Annotated in this window: 10 protein-coding genes; 1 reads left to right on the top strand and 9 read right to left on the bottom strand. The window is 68.4% G+C overall.

Going from position 1 to position 16301, the window contains the following annotated elements; translation table 11 throughout:
• Positions 1-107 precede the first annotated feature (107 nt).
• The 7 genes from AB0K17_RS14370 to ngcE all read right to left on the bottom strand — a co-directional run bounded on the left by AB0K17_RS14370 (position 108) and on the right by ngcE (position 8173).
• On the bottom strand, positions 108-1403 hold the full coding sequence (locus AB0K17_RS14370) for a sugar ABC transporter permease (RefSeq protein WP_365964294.1): 1296 nt from the start codon (positions 1401-1403) through the stop codon (positions 108-110).
• Positions 1400-2203 carry an ATP-binding cassette domain-containing protein gene (locus tag AB0K17_RS14365; RefSeq protein WP_365964295.1) on the bottom strand — a complete coding sequence of 268 codons (804 nt, stop codon included), beginning with the start codon at positions 2201-2203 and terminating at the stop codon, positions 1400-1402. The genes AB0K17_RS14370 and AB0K17_RS14365 overlap by 4 nt, the downstream gene beginning before the upstream one ends.
• 4 nt (positions 2204-2207) lie before the next feature.
• Entirely contained in the window at positions 2208-3314 is a 1107-nt protein-coding gene (locus AB0K17_RS14360; protein ID WP_365964296.1) for a substrate-binding domain-containing protein, read from the bottom strand.
• A gap of 165 nt (positions 3315-3479) precedes the next feature.
• Positions 3480-4679: an ROK family transcriptional regulator gene (locus tag AB0K17_RS14355; RefSeq protein WP_365964495.1), complete on the bottom strand. Its 1200-nt coding sequence runs from the start codon at positions 4677-4679 to the stop codon at positions 3480-3482.
• A gap of 213 nt (positions 4680-4892) precedes the next feature.
• Positions 4893-5813, bottom strand: coding sequence for a carbohydrate ABC transporter permease (locus AB0K17_RS14350; RefSeq protein ID WP_365983130.1), 921 nt, complete (start codon positions 5811-5813; stop codon positions 4893-4895).
• Positions 5813-6730, bottom strand: a complete 918-nt coding sequence (locus tag AB0K17_RS14345) for a sugar ABC transporter permease (RefSeq protein WP_365983129.1) — start codon at positions 6728-6730, stop codon at positions 5813-5815. Before AB0K17_RS14345 ends, AB0K17_RS14350 begins: the two co-directional genes overlap by 1 nt.
• 12 nt (positions 6731-6742) lie before the next feature.
• Positions 6743-8173: an N-acetylglucosamine/diacetylchitobiose ABC transporter substrate-binding protein gene (ngcE, locus tag AB0K17_RS14340; protein WP_365983128.1), complete on the bottom strand. Its 1431-nt coding sequence runs from the start codon at positions 8171-8173 to the stop codon at positions 6743-6745.
• 477 nt (positions 8174-8650) lie between these two features.
• Between ngcE and AB0K17_RS14335 the strand changes: the two genes are divergently transcribed.
• Positions 8651-12430, top strand: coding sequence for a GH92 family glycosyl hydrolase (locus AB0K17_RS14335; protein ID WP_365983127.1), 3780 nt, complete (start codon positions 8651-8653; stop codon positions 12428-12430).
• Positions 12431-12492: 62 nt separating this feature from the next.
• Here AB0K17_RS14335 and AB0K17_RS14330 read toward each other — a convergent pair whose 3' ends face one another.
• Positions 12493-12867: a hypothetical protein gene (locus AB0K17_RS14330; protein ID WP_365964301.1), complete on the bottom strand. Its 375-nt coding sequence runs from the start codon at positions 12865-12867 to the stop codon at positions 12493-12495.
• 61 nt (positions 12868-12928) lie between these two features.
• Positions 12929-16210, bottom strand: a complete 3282-nt coding sequence (locus AB0K17_RS14325; protein ID WP_365983126.1) for an ALF repeat-containing protein — start codon at positions 16208-16210, stop codon at positions 12929-12931.
• Positions 16211-16301 lie beyond the last annotated feature (91 nt).

Here is a 16301-nt window from a genome sequence, read left to right as displayed (position 1 = left end):
GAAGCGCGGCACCCCATCTGCGGGCGCGTCGTGGCTTGTCGCGCAGTTCCCCGCGCCCCTGACGGGGCGCCGTGGTGGCTGCGTGACGAAGATCCGCCGGACACGGCCTAGGCGCGGCCGGCGGTCTTCTGGGTGCGCCGGGAGACGGAGTCGATCACGACGGCGGCGAGCAGCACCGCACCGGTGATCATGTACTGCACGGCCGAGGCGATGCCCAGCAGCGCCATCCCCGAGGCGATGGACTGGATCACCAGCACGCCCAGCAGCGCCGACCAGGTCTTGCCCCGGCCGCCGAAGAGGCTGGTGCCGCCGATGACGGCCGCGGCGATGGCGTTCATGAGCAGGCTGCCGGCGCCGGAGGACTGGTTGGCGGCGTTGATCTGGGAGGCCAGGAACATGCCGCCGAGCGCCGCCATCGTGCCCGAGAGCGCGAAGACCGAGATCCGTACCGCCGCGACGTTGATGCCGGCCCGGCGGGCCGCCTCCACGCTGCCGCCCAGGGCGAAGACCTTGCGCCCGTAGGACGTGCGGCGCAGCACCAGGTCGAGGGCGACCACGACGCCGAGGAAGATCACCACGGCCAGCGGCAGGCCCTTGTACTGGTTGAAGAGCCAGGCCACGACGAAGGCCGGCACCGCCAGGGCTGCTGTGCGCAGCACGACCTCGCTGATCGGGCGGCTGGGCACCCCGGCGGCTTCCCGCCGTTTGCTGTCGCGCAGGGAGGCGAGGAAGAAGACCACCACACTGAGCGTGGCCAGGCCGTAGGCGGCGGAGACGTCGGCGAAGTAGTGGTTGGTCAGCGCGGCGACCAGCCCGGAGTCGTCGAGGTTGATGGTGCCGTTGGAGCCGAGCACCTGGAGCATCAGCCCGTTCCAGCCGAGCAGACCGGCCAGGGTGACGACGAAGGCGGGCACGCCGATGCGGGCGAAGAAGAAGCCGTGCAGCGCGCCGATGAGGGTGCCGGAGAGCACCGCCGCGACCAGGGCGAGCCATTCGGGCACGCCGTGGTTGACATTGAGCACGGCGAGGACGGCGGCGGCCAGGCCGCTGACGGAGCCCACCGACAGGTCGATCTCGCCCAGGATCAGGACGAAGACGATGCCGACGGCGATCAGGCCGGTGCCGGCGGCGGTGACGAAGAGGTTGGAGAGGTTCTCGGCCCCGAGGAAGGCGGAGTCCCGCAGCTGGAAGACCAGCGCGATGACCACCAGCCCGATCACCACGGGCAGCGAGCCGAGCTCGCCGCTGCGCAGCTTGCGGCGGAATTCGCTCCAGTAACCGGCGAATCCCTCCTCGCGGACCAGCAGCCGGGGGTCGACGGCCGTGACGGCGTCCCCGGCGGCGGGCGGGGTGTCGCGGGGCTCCTCGGGGGCGCCGGCGTCCTTGGTGAGGTCGGCGGTCATCGGCCGCCCTCCTCTCCCGCGCCGTCGGCGAGACGGGCCCGGCGACGGGTCACGGCGTTGTCGGTGGCTCCGGTGATGGCGGAGATGATCTCTTCCTGGGTGGTCGTGGCCACGTCGAAGGTGCCGTTGTTGCGGCCCAGGCGCAGCACCGCGACCCGGTCGGCGACGGCCTTGACGTCGGCCATGTTGTGGCTGATGAGGATCACTCCCAGGCCGCGCTCGCGCAGCCGCTCGACGAGGTCGAGGACCTGCGCGGTCTGCTCGACGCCGAGGGCGGCCGTGGGCTCGTCGAGGATGACGACCTTGGGCTCGCCCAGCAGCGACCGGGCGATGGCCACGGTCTGCCGCTGGCCGCCGGAGAGGGAGGCGATGGGGATGCGGACGCTGGGGATGCGGATGGAGAGGGTGGCGAGCAGCTCCCGGGCGCGGCGCTCCATCTCGACCTCGTCGAGCACCCCGGCGCGGGTGATCTCGCGGCCGAGGAAGAGGTTGCCGACGACGTCGAGGTTGTCGCAGAGCGCGAGGTCCTGGTAGACGGTCGCGATGCCGAGCTCCTGGGCGGCGTGCGGCCGGTCGACGGTGACCGGCCGGCCCTCCCATTCGATGGCGCCCTCGTCGGCGGGGCCGACTCCGGCGATGGTCTTGACGAGCGTGGACTTTCCGGCGCCGTTGTCGCCGACGAGGGCGACCACCTCGCCGGCATGGATCTCCAGTTCTACGTCGGTGAGGGCCTGGACGGCGCCGAACCGCTTGGAGATTCCGCGCAACGCCAGCACGGGCGTAGCGGACATGTGCGTCATCCCCCTACTTCAGTCCGGCCGCGTCGCACTGCGCCTTGTACTTCTCGGTGCAGATCTCGTCCTTGGTGAAGAAGCCCTCCTGGCCCACGTACTTGGCGATGTCGGCCTTGGTCAGGGAGAAGGGGGTCACGATGACGGCGGGGACCTTCTTCTGGGTGCCGCTGTCGACGGTGGACTTGGCGACCGAGGCGGCGTCCTTGCCGCGGGCGAGGGCGACGGCCAGCTCGGCGGCGGCATCTGCCTCGGGCTTGTAGGGCTTGTAGACGCTCATGAACTGCTCGCCCGTCAAGATCCGCTGGACGGCGGCGAGCTCGGCGTCCTGGCCGGTGACCGGCGGCAGGGTGTCGAAGCCGGCGCTGTGCAGGGCGGTGATGATACCGCCGGCCATGCCGTCATTGGCGGAGTAGACGCCGACGATGTTGTCCTTGCCGAGTGCGGAGACGGCGCCCTTCATGTTCTCGTTGGCGTTCTCCGGCTTCCACTCCTTGGTGTCGTACTCCTTGCCGATCTTCACCTTCCCGTCGAGCACGGAGTGGGCGCCGTCCTTGTACATCTTGGCGTTGGGGTCGGTGATCGAGCCGTTCATCATCACGATCTGGCCCTTGCCGGCGTTGTCGCCGAGCGCCTGGAGCAGGGCCTCGCCCTGGATCTTGCCGACGCGCTCGTTGTCGACGGAGGTGTACCCCTTGATCGGGCCCTCGGCGAGGCGGTCGTAGGCGACGACCGGAATGCCCTTGTCGCTCGCCTTCTTCACCGAGCTCGCTATCGACTTCGCGTCCACCGCGTCGACGATCAGCGCATCGACCTTTTTGGTGATCATGGTGTCGACCTGCTGCTGCTGGACGGAGGCGTCCTGCTTGGCATTGTCGTAAAGAATGACGGCGTCGGAGCCGGCGAGTTCCTTGATCTTCTTTTCGATCAGCGGCCGGTCGAAGCGCTCGTACCGCGCGGTCTGATTCTCCGGCAGCAGCAGGCCGATGGTCATCGGGCCTTTCTTGTCCGCCTTCTTCCCACCGCCACCGGCTTCCTTGGCGCTGCCGCAGGCGGCCATTCCCAGGGCCAAGGACACGGTGGCGGCGGCGACGGCCGCGCGACGCAGGTGTGCGTTCACTTGCAGATACCTCCCTGACGAGGCCGCGTCGTTGCGGCCGAGGTGGCTGGAAGTCAACTCGGACGCCAAAGAAGCGTCAAGAAGTAAATCCTTAACGAGATGGCAACGATGCCATTCGTTATCTGCGTGAACTCAACAGGCGCGCGGTCCGGATGGGGATCCGGCTCAGGCCGGCTGCGGCGCCTGCGCGGGAGGAGTGTCGTCCAAAAGGGAGGAGTCACCCATTTCGCTGAGCACGAGTGCCAGCGCCCCGAGCACCTCGGCGCGCCCGCCCAGGGCTCCGGGGACGACCTCCACCTGCCGGGCGGCGCTGGGGATCGCGTACCGCGAGACCGACTCGCGAATCGGTGCGAGCACCAGCTCGCCCGCCTCCGCGAGGTCGCCGCCGAGGACGACCCGGCGGGGATTGAGCAGGTTGCACAGGTTCGCCACGCCGCTGCCGATGTGCCGCCCGACGTCGGCGATCACCCGGCGGCAGCCGGGATCGCCGTCCTTGGCGAGCTCGACCACCCGCGGCACGGTCAGGTCGGGGCCGTGGGCCGAATGGAGCAGCGGCAGGATGTAGCGGGCGGCGGCGAAGGTCTCCAGGCAGCCGCGGTTGCCGCAGCGGCACACCGGCCCGGACTCGTCGAGGGTGATGTGGCCGATCTCCCCGGCGGTGCCGCCCGGGCCCCGGTAGATCTGCCCGTTGATCACCAGCCCCGCGCCCACACCGCTGGCCACCTTGATGTACGCCAGGTCGCTCGCGCCCCGGCCCGCGCCCCACACCAGCTCGCCCAGCGCGCCGAGGTTGGCGTCGTTGTCGACGTGGACGGGCACGCCGAGCCGCGCGGTGAGGTCGTCGCGGGGGTTGGTACCGGCCCAGCCCGGCAGGATCGCGGTCGAGCCCAGCACGCCGGACTCCACGTCGATGGGGCCGGGGACACCGAGCCCCACGCCAATGATCTTGGACGGGTCGATGCCGGCCTTGGTCATCAGCAGCCCGACCAGGTGCTCGGCCCGGGCGAGGCCCGCTTCGGCGGAGGCGTCCACGTCCAGCGGCTCGGCGTCCTCGGCCAGCACCCGGTGGGCGAGGTTGCCGATGGCCACCCTCAGGTGGGTGTGCCCGAAGTCGACGCCGACCACGATGCCGGCGTCGCCCGCCAGCGAGACGCTGCGGGCCCGCCGGCCGCCGGAGGAGGTCGGGGTGACCTCGACCGTGCCGCCGTCCTTGAGCTCGCGGACGATGTTGGAGACCGTGGCGGCCGACAGCCCGGTGGTCCGGGCGATCTCCGCCTGGGTCAGCGAGCCCGCCATCCGTACGGCCCGGACCACCCGCTCCAGGTTGGCCCGGTGCAGCGACGACTGCGACCCCGGAGTCTCCACGCCCATCCACTCCCGCCTCGCCGGGGCCGGCACGACCGCCGCCCCCGGGGCCGGGCTACGACTGTGGAGCCCGGCCATCCCTACAACATGTGAACTCTAAGCTCAGCCGCCGGGCGCTCAACCCGTCAAGGGCTTGACGTCACAGCGTAAGGGCTGGGCCACGCCCCGGCCATGCCGGGGGCGGCCCGGGGACGGACGTCCCCCGGCGGGGGATCACTTCAGGGCACCGGCCGTCAGCCCCGCCTGCACCTGGCGCTGGAAGACGATGTAGGCCGCCAGCACCGGCAGCATCGCCATGACCAGGCCCGCGAAGAGCCCGGACCAGTCGCCCTTGTACCCCTGGCTGACGGCCAGCGCGACCAGGCCCTGGGGCAGCAGTTTCATCCGGTCGTCGCCGACGTTGAGCACGGTGGGCAGCAGGTACTGGTTCCACTGGCCGAGGAAGTTGAAGATCCCGACACTGATCAGCCCGGGCTTGGCCATCGGCAGCATGACCTGGAAGAAGGTCCGGGTGTGCGAGGCCCCGTCGATCATCGCCGCCTCCGCCACGGACGTCGGCAGGGTCCGGAAGAAGCCGCTGAGGAAGAAGATCGTGAACGGCAGCGAATAGGCGATGTAGACCAGGATCAGCCCGGGATAGGTGTTCAGCAGCTGCAGGTTCTTCATGACGAAGAACAGCGGCACCAGCGCCAGGATGACGGGAAAACTCATCCCGCCGACGAAGAGGAAATAGATGAAACGGTTTCCCGGGAAGGTGAACCGGGCCAGCACATAGGCCGCCATCGAGCCGAGCAGCATCGTGCCGAAGAGCGAACCGGCCACGACGATCAGCGAATTGAGGAAGTACTCGCCCATGTGCGCCTCGGACCACGCCCGGCCCCAGGCGTCGACGTGCAGACCGCCCGGCAGCGACCAGGGCGAGGTGAAGATCTCCTTGTCCGTCTTGAAGGCGCTCATCACCGCCCACAGCAGCGGCAGGGTCACCATCAGCGCCCACAGCAGCAGCACGCCGTGCGAGAAGACGTTCAGCACGCCGCCCTCGCCGTCCCTGCGCCGGCGCGCCACGTCGCTGCTGCCCGCCGGCTCCCGGGTCGTGCCCGCCGGCTCACCGGCCCCGTTGGTGGTGACGGCCATCAGTACTCCAGCCTTTCGCGCCGGCCGATCTTGAGGACGATGCCCGCGAAGAGGAGGGTGACGATGAGCAGCGCGACGCCGAGCGTGGTCGCGTAGCCGGCCTGCCCGTCGCGGAACGCCTTGGTGTACAGGTAGAAGGAGAGGACCTCGGTGGAGTAGTCCGGCCCGCCGGGCCCGATGGTCATGATCTGGACGACGGCGAAGGAGTCCAGCGCCATGATGCCCATGTAGACCCAGCCCGTCTGCACGGTGTCCCACAACAGGGGCAGGGTGATGCGGAAGAAGGTCTGCAGGCGGTTCGCGCCGTCCAGCAGCGCGGCCTCGTAGAAGTCCCGGGGAATGGCGCTCATGCCGGCCGAGAACAGCACCACGTAGAAGCCGACGTTGCTCCAGACCATCACCACCATCACGCACCACAGCGCGAGATCCGGGTCGCCCAGCCATTCCGGGCGCACGGAGTCCAGGCCGATGGCGCCGAGGAAGGAGTTCAGGGCGCCGCTGTTGGGGTTGTAGGCGAACTGGAAGAGCAGGGCGACGATGGCGATCGAGAGAACCTGCGGGAAGAAGTAGACGATTTTGTAAACGTTCGAGCCGCGCACGCCGGCGATCGCCGCGTTCCTCCTGCGGCGGCCGCCGACGTTGAGCATGAAGGCGAAGAACAGCCCCAGCCCGAGCGTCACCAGCGGCAGCACCAGCAGCAGCACGACGTTGTGCCCGACGGCCGTCCAGAAGATGTCGTCGTTCCACAGCCGCCGGTAGTTCTCCAGCCCGGTCACGTCGAAGTCGGGGCTGAGGCCCGTCCAGTCCGTGAAGGAGTAGTAGAGGGCCTGGAGGAAGGGCGAGACGACGAAGACGCTGTAGATCGCGAGCGGCAGGACGAGGAACCCCGCGATGAAGCGGTACTTACCGTGCTGCATGGCTGCCGCCGCTCACTTGTGCCGGTACTTCTTGACGGAGCTGTCCTTCGCGGTGTCGTCGGCGAAGCGCTGGATCTTGACGATGGCCTCGTCGGGGGTGAGCCGGCCGGCCATCATCTCGCCGAGGGCCGCCACCCCGATCTTCTCCTTCTGCAGGGCGACGTACCAGTCCTGGATGCGGGGGTTGACGACGTTCCTGCCGGCCTTGGCCAGGGCCTCCTGCGAGGAGGCGAGGCCCGGCGGCAGGGCCAGGCCCTCGGTGCCGCCGTTGAAGGAGGTCAGGGAGGAGACGGACTTGATGAAGTTCTGCGAGGACTGCCTGCTCAGCATCATCCGCAGCAGTTCCATGCCGCCCTGCGGGTTCTTCGCGTTCTTCGGCACGATGAACGGCTCGCCGCCGGAGGCCCAGATGGTGCCGAACGGCATCTTGTCGCTCTTGTCGAGACCCGACGGCGCGCCGACGGCCATCCGGAAGTCCTCGGGCGTCGTCTTCTGCGACTCGTGCTCCACCCAGGACCCGTTGGGGATGAACAGGGCCTTGCCCTGGTTCCAGGCCGTCTGCGACTCGATGTGGGTCAGGCCCGGGGAGCCCTGGAGGATGTACCCCTTCTTGTACAGCTCGTAGTACGCCTCGAAGGCCGCCTTGACCGCCGGATCCTTCCAGGCGTTCGGCTCCAGGTTGTCGATGCGGTTGAGCACCTCCACCCCGCCGATCTTCGCAATGAACGGGTAGAGGCTGAAGGGAACGTAGTAGGGGTACTTCCCGGCGTACGTCCAGCCGGCGATGCCCTTCTTCTTCGCCGCCTCGCAGACCTTGAGCATCTCGTCCCAGGTCTCGGGGTACTGCGCGTCGAGCCTGGCGAGATTGGTCTTCGAATACCAGACGCCGTAGACGGTGTAGGCGTAGTAGAGGATCCACGTCTCGTCGCCGTCGAACCGGCCCATTTCCACGACGCCCGGGCGCAGGGTGTCGCGCACCTTCTTCGACGGGTCGTCGTAGGAGGGCGCGTCCAGCAGGGCGTTGAGGTCGGTGAGCTGTTTCTTGGCGACCAGGGTGCCGCTGTCCATCTGCTTGGCACCGGAGTTGTCGATGAGGTCCGGCGGGGTGCCGCCGTTGAAGCGGGGCTGGAGCTGGGTCTGGATCTCCTGGGTGGCGGAGTGCTTCACCTGGGCCTGGGGAAAGGCCTTTTTGTATGCGGCCTCGGCGTCCTTGGCGTACTGCTGCCCGAACCCGCCGTCGAAGATGACGACTTCCAGCGGTGCGGACTCGTTGACGGCGAGCGGATTGCGCGCGCTCTTCTTCCCTTTGTCGACCTGGTTGCCGCTTCCGCTGTCACCGCTGGCGCAGGCGGTCAGCAGGCTCACGGTGGGCACCGCGACGATTCCCAGGGCCGCGGCCCTGCGAATGAGGTCGCGCCGGCTGAATGCGGGGGTGGGTCCCATGCTCAAGTCCTCGCCTTCTTGGCGACTCAGGCGGTGCAGCGGTCTCCCTTGTGCATCTCACCACCGCCGAAGGGCCGGACACCGCGGATCGGTTGAAGCCTGGTGCTGGGTGTGCGCCGGGGAATCCCCCGCGGCACATCCGCCCGCCGCTCTCCCCCGGGGTCCGCGGGGCGGCCGATGCACCGCCCCGGACTGTTCGACAGGTATAGTCCACTCCGATCAACTGGGCAAGATCGTAAGCAGTTTCGACCGTGACTCTTTCCCGAGTTGAGACCTCGCGCCGGCCTCCCCGGACCCTTGACACCTCTGGCCCCTCACGCCCTACTTGTCTCTGCGCACGACGACTGACAACGTTGTCCGACGGCGGAGAGGCATGGGATGCCCCACAGACCCCGCAGACCCGGCAGACCCCGCAGACGCGACCGGCACGACAGAACCACCCGCCCCCTTGCTCTGCTCGTCGCCTCCCTCGCGGTGATGACGTCATTGCAGGCCCTTCCCGCGAGAGCCGACGAGCACACCGCCACCGAACGCTTCGCCTCGTCCTTCGAGCCCGGCGACCCGCAACCCGACTGGCTCGACACCGTCGAGACCGGCCCGGACGGCCGCCCGCGCGCCTCGGGCGTGAACGGCGACGACGCGCACGGCATACCCGGCAACGTCACCGACAAGGTCGTGGCGGTCCGGGCCAGCGGCGAGAACGCCGAGGCCGGCGAGGTGAAGGAGAACCTCGTCGACGGCGAGCCCACGACCAAGTGGCTCGTCTTCCAGCCCACCGCCTGGCTGGAGTTCGACCTGGGCGAGCCCGTCGCTGCCGTCCGCTACGCCCTGACCTCCGCCAACGACGCCCCCGGCCGCGACCCGCGCGCCTGGACACTCGCCGGATCCGACGACGGCCGGAGCTGGACCACCCTGGACTCCCGCCACGACGAGACCTTCGACAAGCGCCTGCAGACCCGGGAGTTCACCGTCACCGACGGCTCACCCCGCCACCCGTACCGCCACTACCGCGTGGAGATCACCCGCAACGGCGGCGAAGCGCTCACCCAGCTCGCCGAGGTGCAGCTGGCCACCGACGCCACGGGCACCCCGCCGCCCGCCGACATGCGCACCCGCCCCGACCGCGGCCCCACCGGCTCCCCCACGGCCAAGGCCCGGGCCGGCTTCACCGGCACCCACGCCCTGCGCTACGGCGGCACCCACCTGGCCACGGGGCGCGCCTACTCGTACAACCGCGTCTTCGCCGTACACACCAAGGTGACGGCGCGCACCGTGCTGTCGTACAAGATCTTCCCGGCCATGCCCGAGGCCGACGCCCGCTACCCTGCCACGCACGTCGCCCTCGACCTCGCCTTCAGCGACGGCACCTACCTCAGCGACCTCGGCGCCGTCGACCGGCACGGCGCCCCGCTGACCCCGCAGGGCCAGGCGGCCTCCAAGACGCTCCACCCCAACCAGTGGAACAACAAGGAGGCGCACATCGGCGCCGTCGCCGCCGGCAGGACGGTCGAGCGCATCCTGCTCGCGTACGACTCCCCGACCGGCCCCGCGACGTTCCGCGGCTGGGTGGACGACATCGTGCTCGCCCCCGCCCCCACCGAGCGGCCCCCGGCCCACCCGGCGGACTGGGCCCTGACCACGCGCGGCACCAACTCCGGCCCCAACTTCTCCCGGGGCAACACCTTTCCCGCCACCGCCGTGCCCCACGGTTTCAACTTCTGGACCCCGGTCACCAACGCCGGTTCCACCGACTGGCTCTACCAGTACGCCGCCGCCAACAACGCCGACAACCTGCCGACGATCCAGGCGTTCGGCGCCAGTCACGAACCCAGCCCCTGGATGGGCGACCGGCAGACCTTCCAGGTCATGCCCTCGGCCGCCGCGGGCACGCCACCCGCCGGCCGCACGGCCAGGGCCCTGCCCTTCCGCCACGAGCGCGAGAGCGCCCGCCCCCACCACTACGGCGTGACCTTCGACAACGGCCTCAAGGCGGACATCGCCCCGACCGACCATGCGGCGATCATGCGCTTCACCTTCCCCGGCGACAACGCGTCCGTCCTGCTGGACAACGTGCGCAACCAGGGCGGGCTGACCCTCGACCCCGCCCACGCCTCCTTCAGCGGCTGGTCGGACGTCCGCAGCGGCCTGTCGACGGGTGCCGGCCGGCTCTTCGTGTACGGCGTCTTCGACGCGCCCGTCTCCGCCGGGGGCATGCTGCACGGCGACGCGGGCGACGGCGTCACCGGCTACCTGCGCTTCGCCCCCGGCCGGGACCGCACCGTGACGCTGCGCATCGCCACCTCCCTCATCGGCCTCGACCAGGCGAAGGCCAACCTCCACCAGGAGATACCCGCCGGCACCGCCTTCGCCGCCGTCCGCGACCGGGCCCGCGCCGCCTGGGACGCGCTGCTCGGCCGCGTCGAGGTCGAGGGCGCCACCCGCGACCAGCTCACCACCCTCTACTCCGGCCTCTACCGCCTGTACCTGTATCCCAACTCCGGATCCGAGAACACCGGCACCCCGGCCCGCCCCCGCCCGCGCTACGCCAGCCCCTTCTCCCCACCGGCCGGCGAGCCCACCCCGACGCGCACCGGCGCGAAGGTCGTCGACGGGCAGGTCTACGTCAACAACGGCTTCTGGGACACCTACCGCACCACCTGGCCCGCCTATTCCCTGCTCACCCCGCGCCGGGCCGGGCAGCTCGCCGACGGCTTCGTCCAGCAGTACAAGGACGGCGGCTGGATCTCCCGCTGGTCCTCCCCCGGCTACGCCGACCTGATGACCGGCACCAGCTCGGACGTCGCCTTCGCCGACCTCGCCGTCAAGGGCGTGCCCTTCGACGCGGAGGCGGCGTACGAGGCGGCCCTGAAGAACGCCACCGTCCTACCCACCGATCCCGGCACCGGCCGCAAGGGCATGGACACCTCCCCCTTCCTCGGCTGGACGAGCACCCGCACCCGCGAAGGCCTGTCCTGGGCGCTGGAGGGCTACCTCAACGACTTCGGCATCGGGCGCATGGGACAGGCCCTGTACGCGCGCACCCACAAGGAGCGCTACCGCGAGGAGTCGGAGTACTTCCTCGGGCGGGCACGCAACTACGTCCACCTCTTCGACCGGCGCATCGGCTTCTTCCAGGGCCGCGACGCCTCCGGCGCCTGGCGGCTCGCGCCCGAGGCGTACGACCCCCGCGTATGGGGCCACGACTACACCGAGAGCAACGGCTGGAACTTCGCCTTCGCCGTCCCCCACGACACCCGGGGACTGGCGAACCTGTACGGCGGCCGCGCCGGCCTCGCCGCCAAGCTCGACGCCTACTTCGCCACCCCCGAGACCGGCGCACCGGAGTTCGCCGGCTCCTACGGCGGCGTCATCCACGAGATGACCGAGGCCCGGGACGTCCGCATGGGCATGTACGGCCACAACAACCAGGTGCCGCACCACATCGCGTACCTCTACGACGCGGCGGGACAGCCGTGGAAGACCCAGGAGAAGGTGCGTGAGGTCCTCTCCCGCCTCTACCTCGGCAGCGAGATCGGCCAGGGCTACCCGGGCGACGAGGACAACGGGGAGATGTCGGCCTGGTACGTCTTCGGTGCGCTGGGCTTCCACCCGCTGGTGATGGGGCAGGGCGAGTACGCGATCGGGGCACCGCTGTTCACGAAGGCCACCGTCCACATGGACAACGGCCGCACCCTCGTCGTCCGCGCCCCGCACAACAGCGCCCGCAACCTCTACGTCCAGGGCCTGCGCGTCAACGGCCACCCGTGGAACTCCACGGCCCTGCCCCATTCCGTGCTGGCCGCGGGTGCCGTCCTGGACTTCACCATGGGCCCGCGCCCGTCCCACTGGGCAACGGCCCCGGAGGCGAGCCCGACGTCCCTGACGCGAGGGAACGAACCCCCTGTGCCACCGGTGGACGTCATGGTGCCGGACGGCTCGGCGCTGACGGACAACACGTCGCGCACGGAGGCGTCGTTCACGGTGGCCGATTTCACGGTGCGGGAGGGTGCGCGGGTCACGTCGTACACCCTGACGTCGGCGGACCGGGCGAAGGCCCCGCGGGGGTGGGCGCTGGAGGGCTCGGCGGACGGTGCGAGGTGGACGGAGGTCGACCACCGCACGGCGGAGCCCTTCACCTGGGACCACCAGACGCGCGTCTTCGCCCTGCGCACACCGGCCGCGTACCGCCACTACCGCCTGCTGCCGGAGGGCGGCACACCGGCACGGCTGGCGGAGGTGGAGCTTCTGGGGCGTTAGAAGGATCGTGGTGTTCTCCCATCGCCTGCGGGCTTCCCATCTTCGCGCTCATACCAGCAGGATCACCAGGCCGCGGATGAAAACCACAGACCAAGCCCGCCCGCAATCACCAGCGACAATGAAAGCTGGACACGCAGCCCTACAGGCAGCTTTACATCCTCGTTCTTGTCCTGACCCTGAATAACTTTCAGCAACGTCTTCCTGTGCCCTACGACCCCCAAGACAAGCCCCAGCACCGCTGTCCCATAAAGCGGATAAATTTCTGGCGCATCAGATGCCGCCAGCGCACCAAAAAGCATCATCATGGCCGGCGCTACACACACTTGGACCTTATAGGCACGAGTGGGCATGAGGGTAACGAAGAAGACAAGGAATACTGCGGTCGAAACAACACAGAAAGCCCACCACACAGACAGGGGGAGAGAGGGGGGATGCATGCGCTAGCTCCTCGTCGGCGGAGGCCCGCACAGGCGGGCCTCCGCAGCCACTCGGCATGTACTACCAGTGGAACAGCTTTCCGATGTTCGAGCGGAAGCTAATTCCCTTGCTGGTGATGTCAGTTATTCCCTTGGCAATCCACTGTCCCGAGGTGAATCCTCGCGTGTACTTTTGGATTTCCTCGGCCTTCTTGCCTATATCACCGGCAGCCTTAATGCCCTTGCCGATGAACTTGAATGTCTGACCGAGCCCGAGCTTGGCCACCGACTGCTGGAACTCGCTGCTGGTCCAGCCGTACGTGAACCCGGTCAGTCCGGCATTGACGACACCCAGGGCGGTTCCGATGCCCGCTGTGACTCCTGCCCCTCCTTGGAGACCTGGGATGTAGCTCATACCCGTGGCGGCGAGACCCACCCACTTACTGGCCTCGCCAGTGTACTTGGCCCACTTACAGGCATCCGGATGCGCGTCACACTTGGGATCCTTACTGACTGCCTTATCCGACGTGTCGATAGAATCGTTCTTGGCGTCATTAGCCGGATTGACACCTTTTGCGGCATTCTCCTTGGCGGCCTGAGCCGCCTTTGCCGCTGCGGCGATCTGCTCCAGTTGACGTTTCTCACTCGCGATGGCCTGAGCCTGACTTGCTGCGGCAGAGGCTGCCTGGGCATCACGACCGGCAGCTGCCGCGGAAGCACTGGCATACTCGGCCGAGGCCTGCGCACTGGCAGCAGACGCCGCCGCATCGCTGGCAGAAGCAATGGCCTGACTGGCTGAATAGTTCGCCTGGCGGCTTGCCTGCTGGGCAGTGGCCGCCGCAGCCTTGGCCTTTTCTGCGGAAGCTGCGGCAGCAGCAGCCGATGCGTCAGCCTCTCGCGCCTTCTTCTGTGCCTCCTCGGCGTACCCCTTGGCTTCCTTGGCCGAGTTTTGGGCCTTGGCGGCCCACTCGCCTGCTTCCTTTGCCTTTTCCCGCGCCTTCAGAGCGACCTCGTACGCGAGAGCGGCGTCCTTGTTTGCCTCTGCAGCGTTGCCCGCAGCATTGGCGATCAGCGAGCGAACCGATGCCACGTGGGTAGCGGTGTCCTGATCCAGCTGGGCAGCCTTGTACTGGACGCGGGTGACGAAATCGTGCAGCATCCAGTCGGGACCGGACATTGCGATCTGGGCAGCGGCCTTGACGTTGGGACCGCCGGCATTCATGACCTTGAGAGTCTGAACCCGGTCATCCTCGACGAGGGCCGCACGGTAGCCATCGACGAGGAAGGCGCTCAAGGCCTTGACGCTGCCGTCCTTCAGGGCAGCATCACCAGCCTCGTTGACCGACTGGCCTGCGCCGTTCATGAGCTTGAGCACCTGCAGTCGATAATCCTCGACCTGAACGTTGTATGCGCCTTCATTCAGGAACTTTTCCAGCTGAGCGGCGTCCCTGCTCTCCAATACCTTTCGAGCCGCCTCGGCCAGGTCAGGCCCACCGATCTTGGCAAGGTAGAGCACCTTCTCCCGCTGGTCCTGCTCCAGGGCTCGCTGATACTCCGTCTTCACCCAGGTCACGACATCGGTGTCCGTGCCGGCGGCAGCAGCTTGGGCGGCCTGGCTGGTCCATACACCGGTATTGTCCATCAGATTCACAGCGGCCTTACGGCCAAGGCGGGCTGCAGTCTTCAGGTCGGATGTGGCAGCGGCATCGACGAGCAGCTGCTTGGTTGCCTCGTCAGCGGCGCTTGCCTGCTTCTGCATGTTCGTCAACCGCTTGACCGAGTCTTGATCGCTCTTCTTGAGCGCCTTGGCATCCTCGATGGCGATCTTCGTCTCACCCTCGAGCTGACTCTTCTCGGTCTCTCGGGCGAGCTTCTCGATGTTCTGAGCCTGCGCCACGGCATCGGAAGCAGCCTTGGCTGCCTCGATGGCCTTGTTGGCATGGTCGGTGGCCTTGTTCGCCCAGTCCTGGGCCTTACCTGCCTCGTCAGCTGCCTTGTCGGCGGCAGCAGCGGCCTTCTCTGCATGGTCGGCGGCACTATTGGCAGCGTTGTGCGCCTCACGTGCGGAAGTGGCAGCCTGAGCAGCAAGCGACACCGCCCGACCAGCCGCCCAAGTTGCCGTCTCTGCAGCGCTACGGGCCTCATCAGCGGCGTCACGGGCTCGTTGGGCTTGGGCACTCGCCTCACCAGCAGAGCTGCTGGCCTCGGCTGAAGCAGCAGCCGCCTCGGCGGCGTTCTGTGCTGCATGGGCTGCAGCCAAGCCAGAAGAACCGGCTTCGGCGCTCGCCGACGCAGCCTGATCGGCGGCTGCGGCGGCAGTGCGAGCTCCCTGCGCGGCGTCACGCGCCGCCTGGGCGGCTTCTCGAGCAGCTGCAGCCTGGCTGGCATCGCCGGCCGCAGCTGACGCAGCGGAGTAGGCGCGTGCTGCAGCCTCTCCCGCAGCAGCTGCAGCAGAAGCAGCGGCCTGCGCCGCCTCAGCGGCTGTACGCGCCGCGGACACCGCCGTATTGGACGCCTGAATCGCCGTACGCGCGGCCGCAGCAGCGCCTTCGGCTGCAGCTGCGGCCCTGTTTGCCGCCCTGCCCGCACGTTTGAGGTCGTCCTTCGCCGCGGCGGTCTGCTTGGCCGCCTCCAAAGCGGCTTCCTTGGCTTTAGCCGCGGCAGCGTCCGCACGCTTGCCGGCCACCTTGGCAGCCTCGGTCTCGACCTTTGCCCGGTCGCCGGCGTCCTTCGCCACTTGAGCCAGCTGCGAGACCGTCAAGCGTTCCTGATCCCGCGAACGAGCAAGATGCTGACCCCTTTCGAGGAAAGCCGTAACATCCTCCGCCGAGCCCCGCAGAGCGCGGTCACCCAGCTTCTTCACCTCGGGACCGCCGGCATTCATGACCTTCAAGGCCTGAACACGATCATCCTCTTCTTGAGCCGCGGCCAGCCCCTTCGAGAGGAACTCGTCCAAGGCCTGAGGCGAACCGTCTTTGAGTGCCTGATTCCCCGCCTCGCGAACCGAGTCCCCTGCACCGTTCATCGCCACGAGGATGGTGAAACGCCGATCCTCTTGCAGTGGCTCCTTGAAACCGGACTTCACGAACTCGTGAATATCCGCGTCCGATCCGCTCAGCGCCTTGGAGGCCGCCTCCCGGACACTGTCCCCGGCAGTGCTCATCATCTTCAGGACGGCGAAACGCTCGTCCTCGGCCTGGGCCCGGTCGCGGCCTACTCGCAGGAACTCTTCGATGTCGGCGTTCGAGCCCGTCAAGGCCTCAACAGCTGCGTCCTTCGTCGATGTTCCTCCGAACCGCCACGCCTCGACCACTTGCGCACGGGCATTGGCAGGAAGCGAAGGTCCATCCACGTCAGCAGGCACAGCCTGAGCGACCGAAGCCCCCAAAACAACGACCGACAGCCCCAAGGAAGCCCCGGCGAGGAGTCTTTCATGCCTCTTACGCCAGCACCGG

Source organism: Streptomyces sp. NPDC049585 (assembly GCF_040675615.1).
Classification (GTDB): Bacteria; Actinomycetota; Actinomycetes; order Streptomycetales; family Streptomycetaceae; genus Streptomyces; species Streptomyces luteosporeus.
This window is presented reverse-complemented; position numbering and strand designations above follow the sequence as displayed.

Coding starts and splice junctions, on each gene's coding strand:
- AB0K17_RS14345 (WP_365983129.1), bottom strand. CDS start 6,730: ATGCAGCACGGTAAGTACCGCTTCATCGCGGGGTTCCTCGTCCTGCCG.
- AB0K17_RS14335 (WP_365983127.1), top strand. CDS start 8,651: ATGACGTCATTGCAGGCCCTTCCCGCGAGAGCCGACGAGCACACCGCC.
- AB0K17_RS14350 (WP_365983130.1), bottom strand. CDS start 5,813: ATGGCCGTCACCACCAACGGGGCCGGTGAGCCGGCGGGCACGACCCGG.
- ngcE (WP_365983128.1), bottom strand. CDS start 8,173: ATGGGACCCACCCCCGCATTCAGCCGGCGCGACCTCATTCGCAGGGCC.
- AB0K17_RS14330 (WP_365964301.1), bottom strand. CDS start 12,867: ATGCATCCCCCCTCTCTCCCCCTGTCTGTGTGGTGGGCTTTCTGTGTT.
- AB0K17_RS14370 (WP_365964294.1), bottom strand. CDS start 1,403: ATGACCGCCGACCTCACCAAGGACGCCGGCGCCCCCGAGGAGCCCCGC.
- AB0K17_RS14365 (WP_365964295.1), bottom strand. CDS start 2,203: ATGACGCACATGTCCGCTACGCCCGTGCTGGCGTTGCGCGGAATCTCC.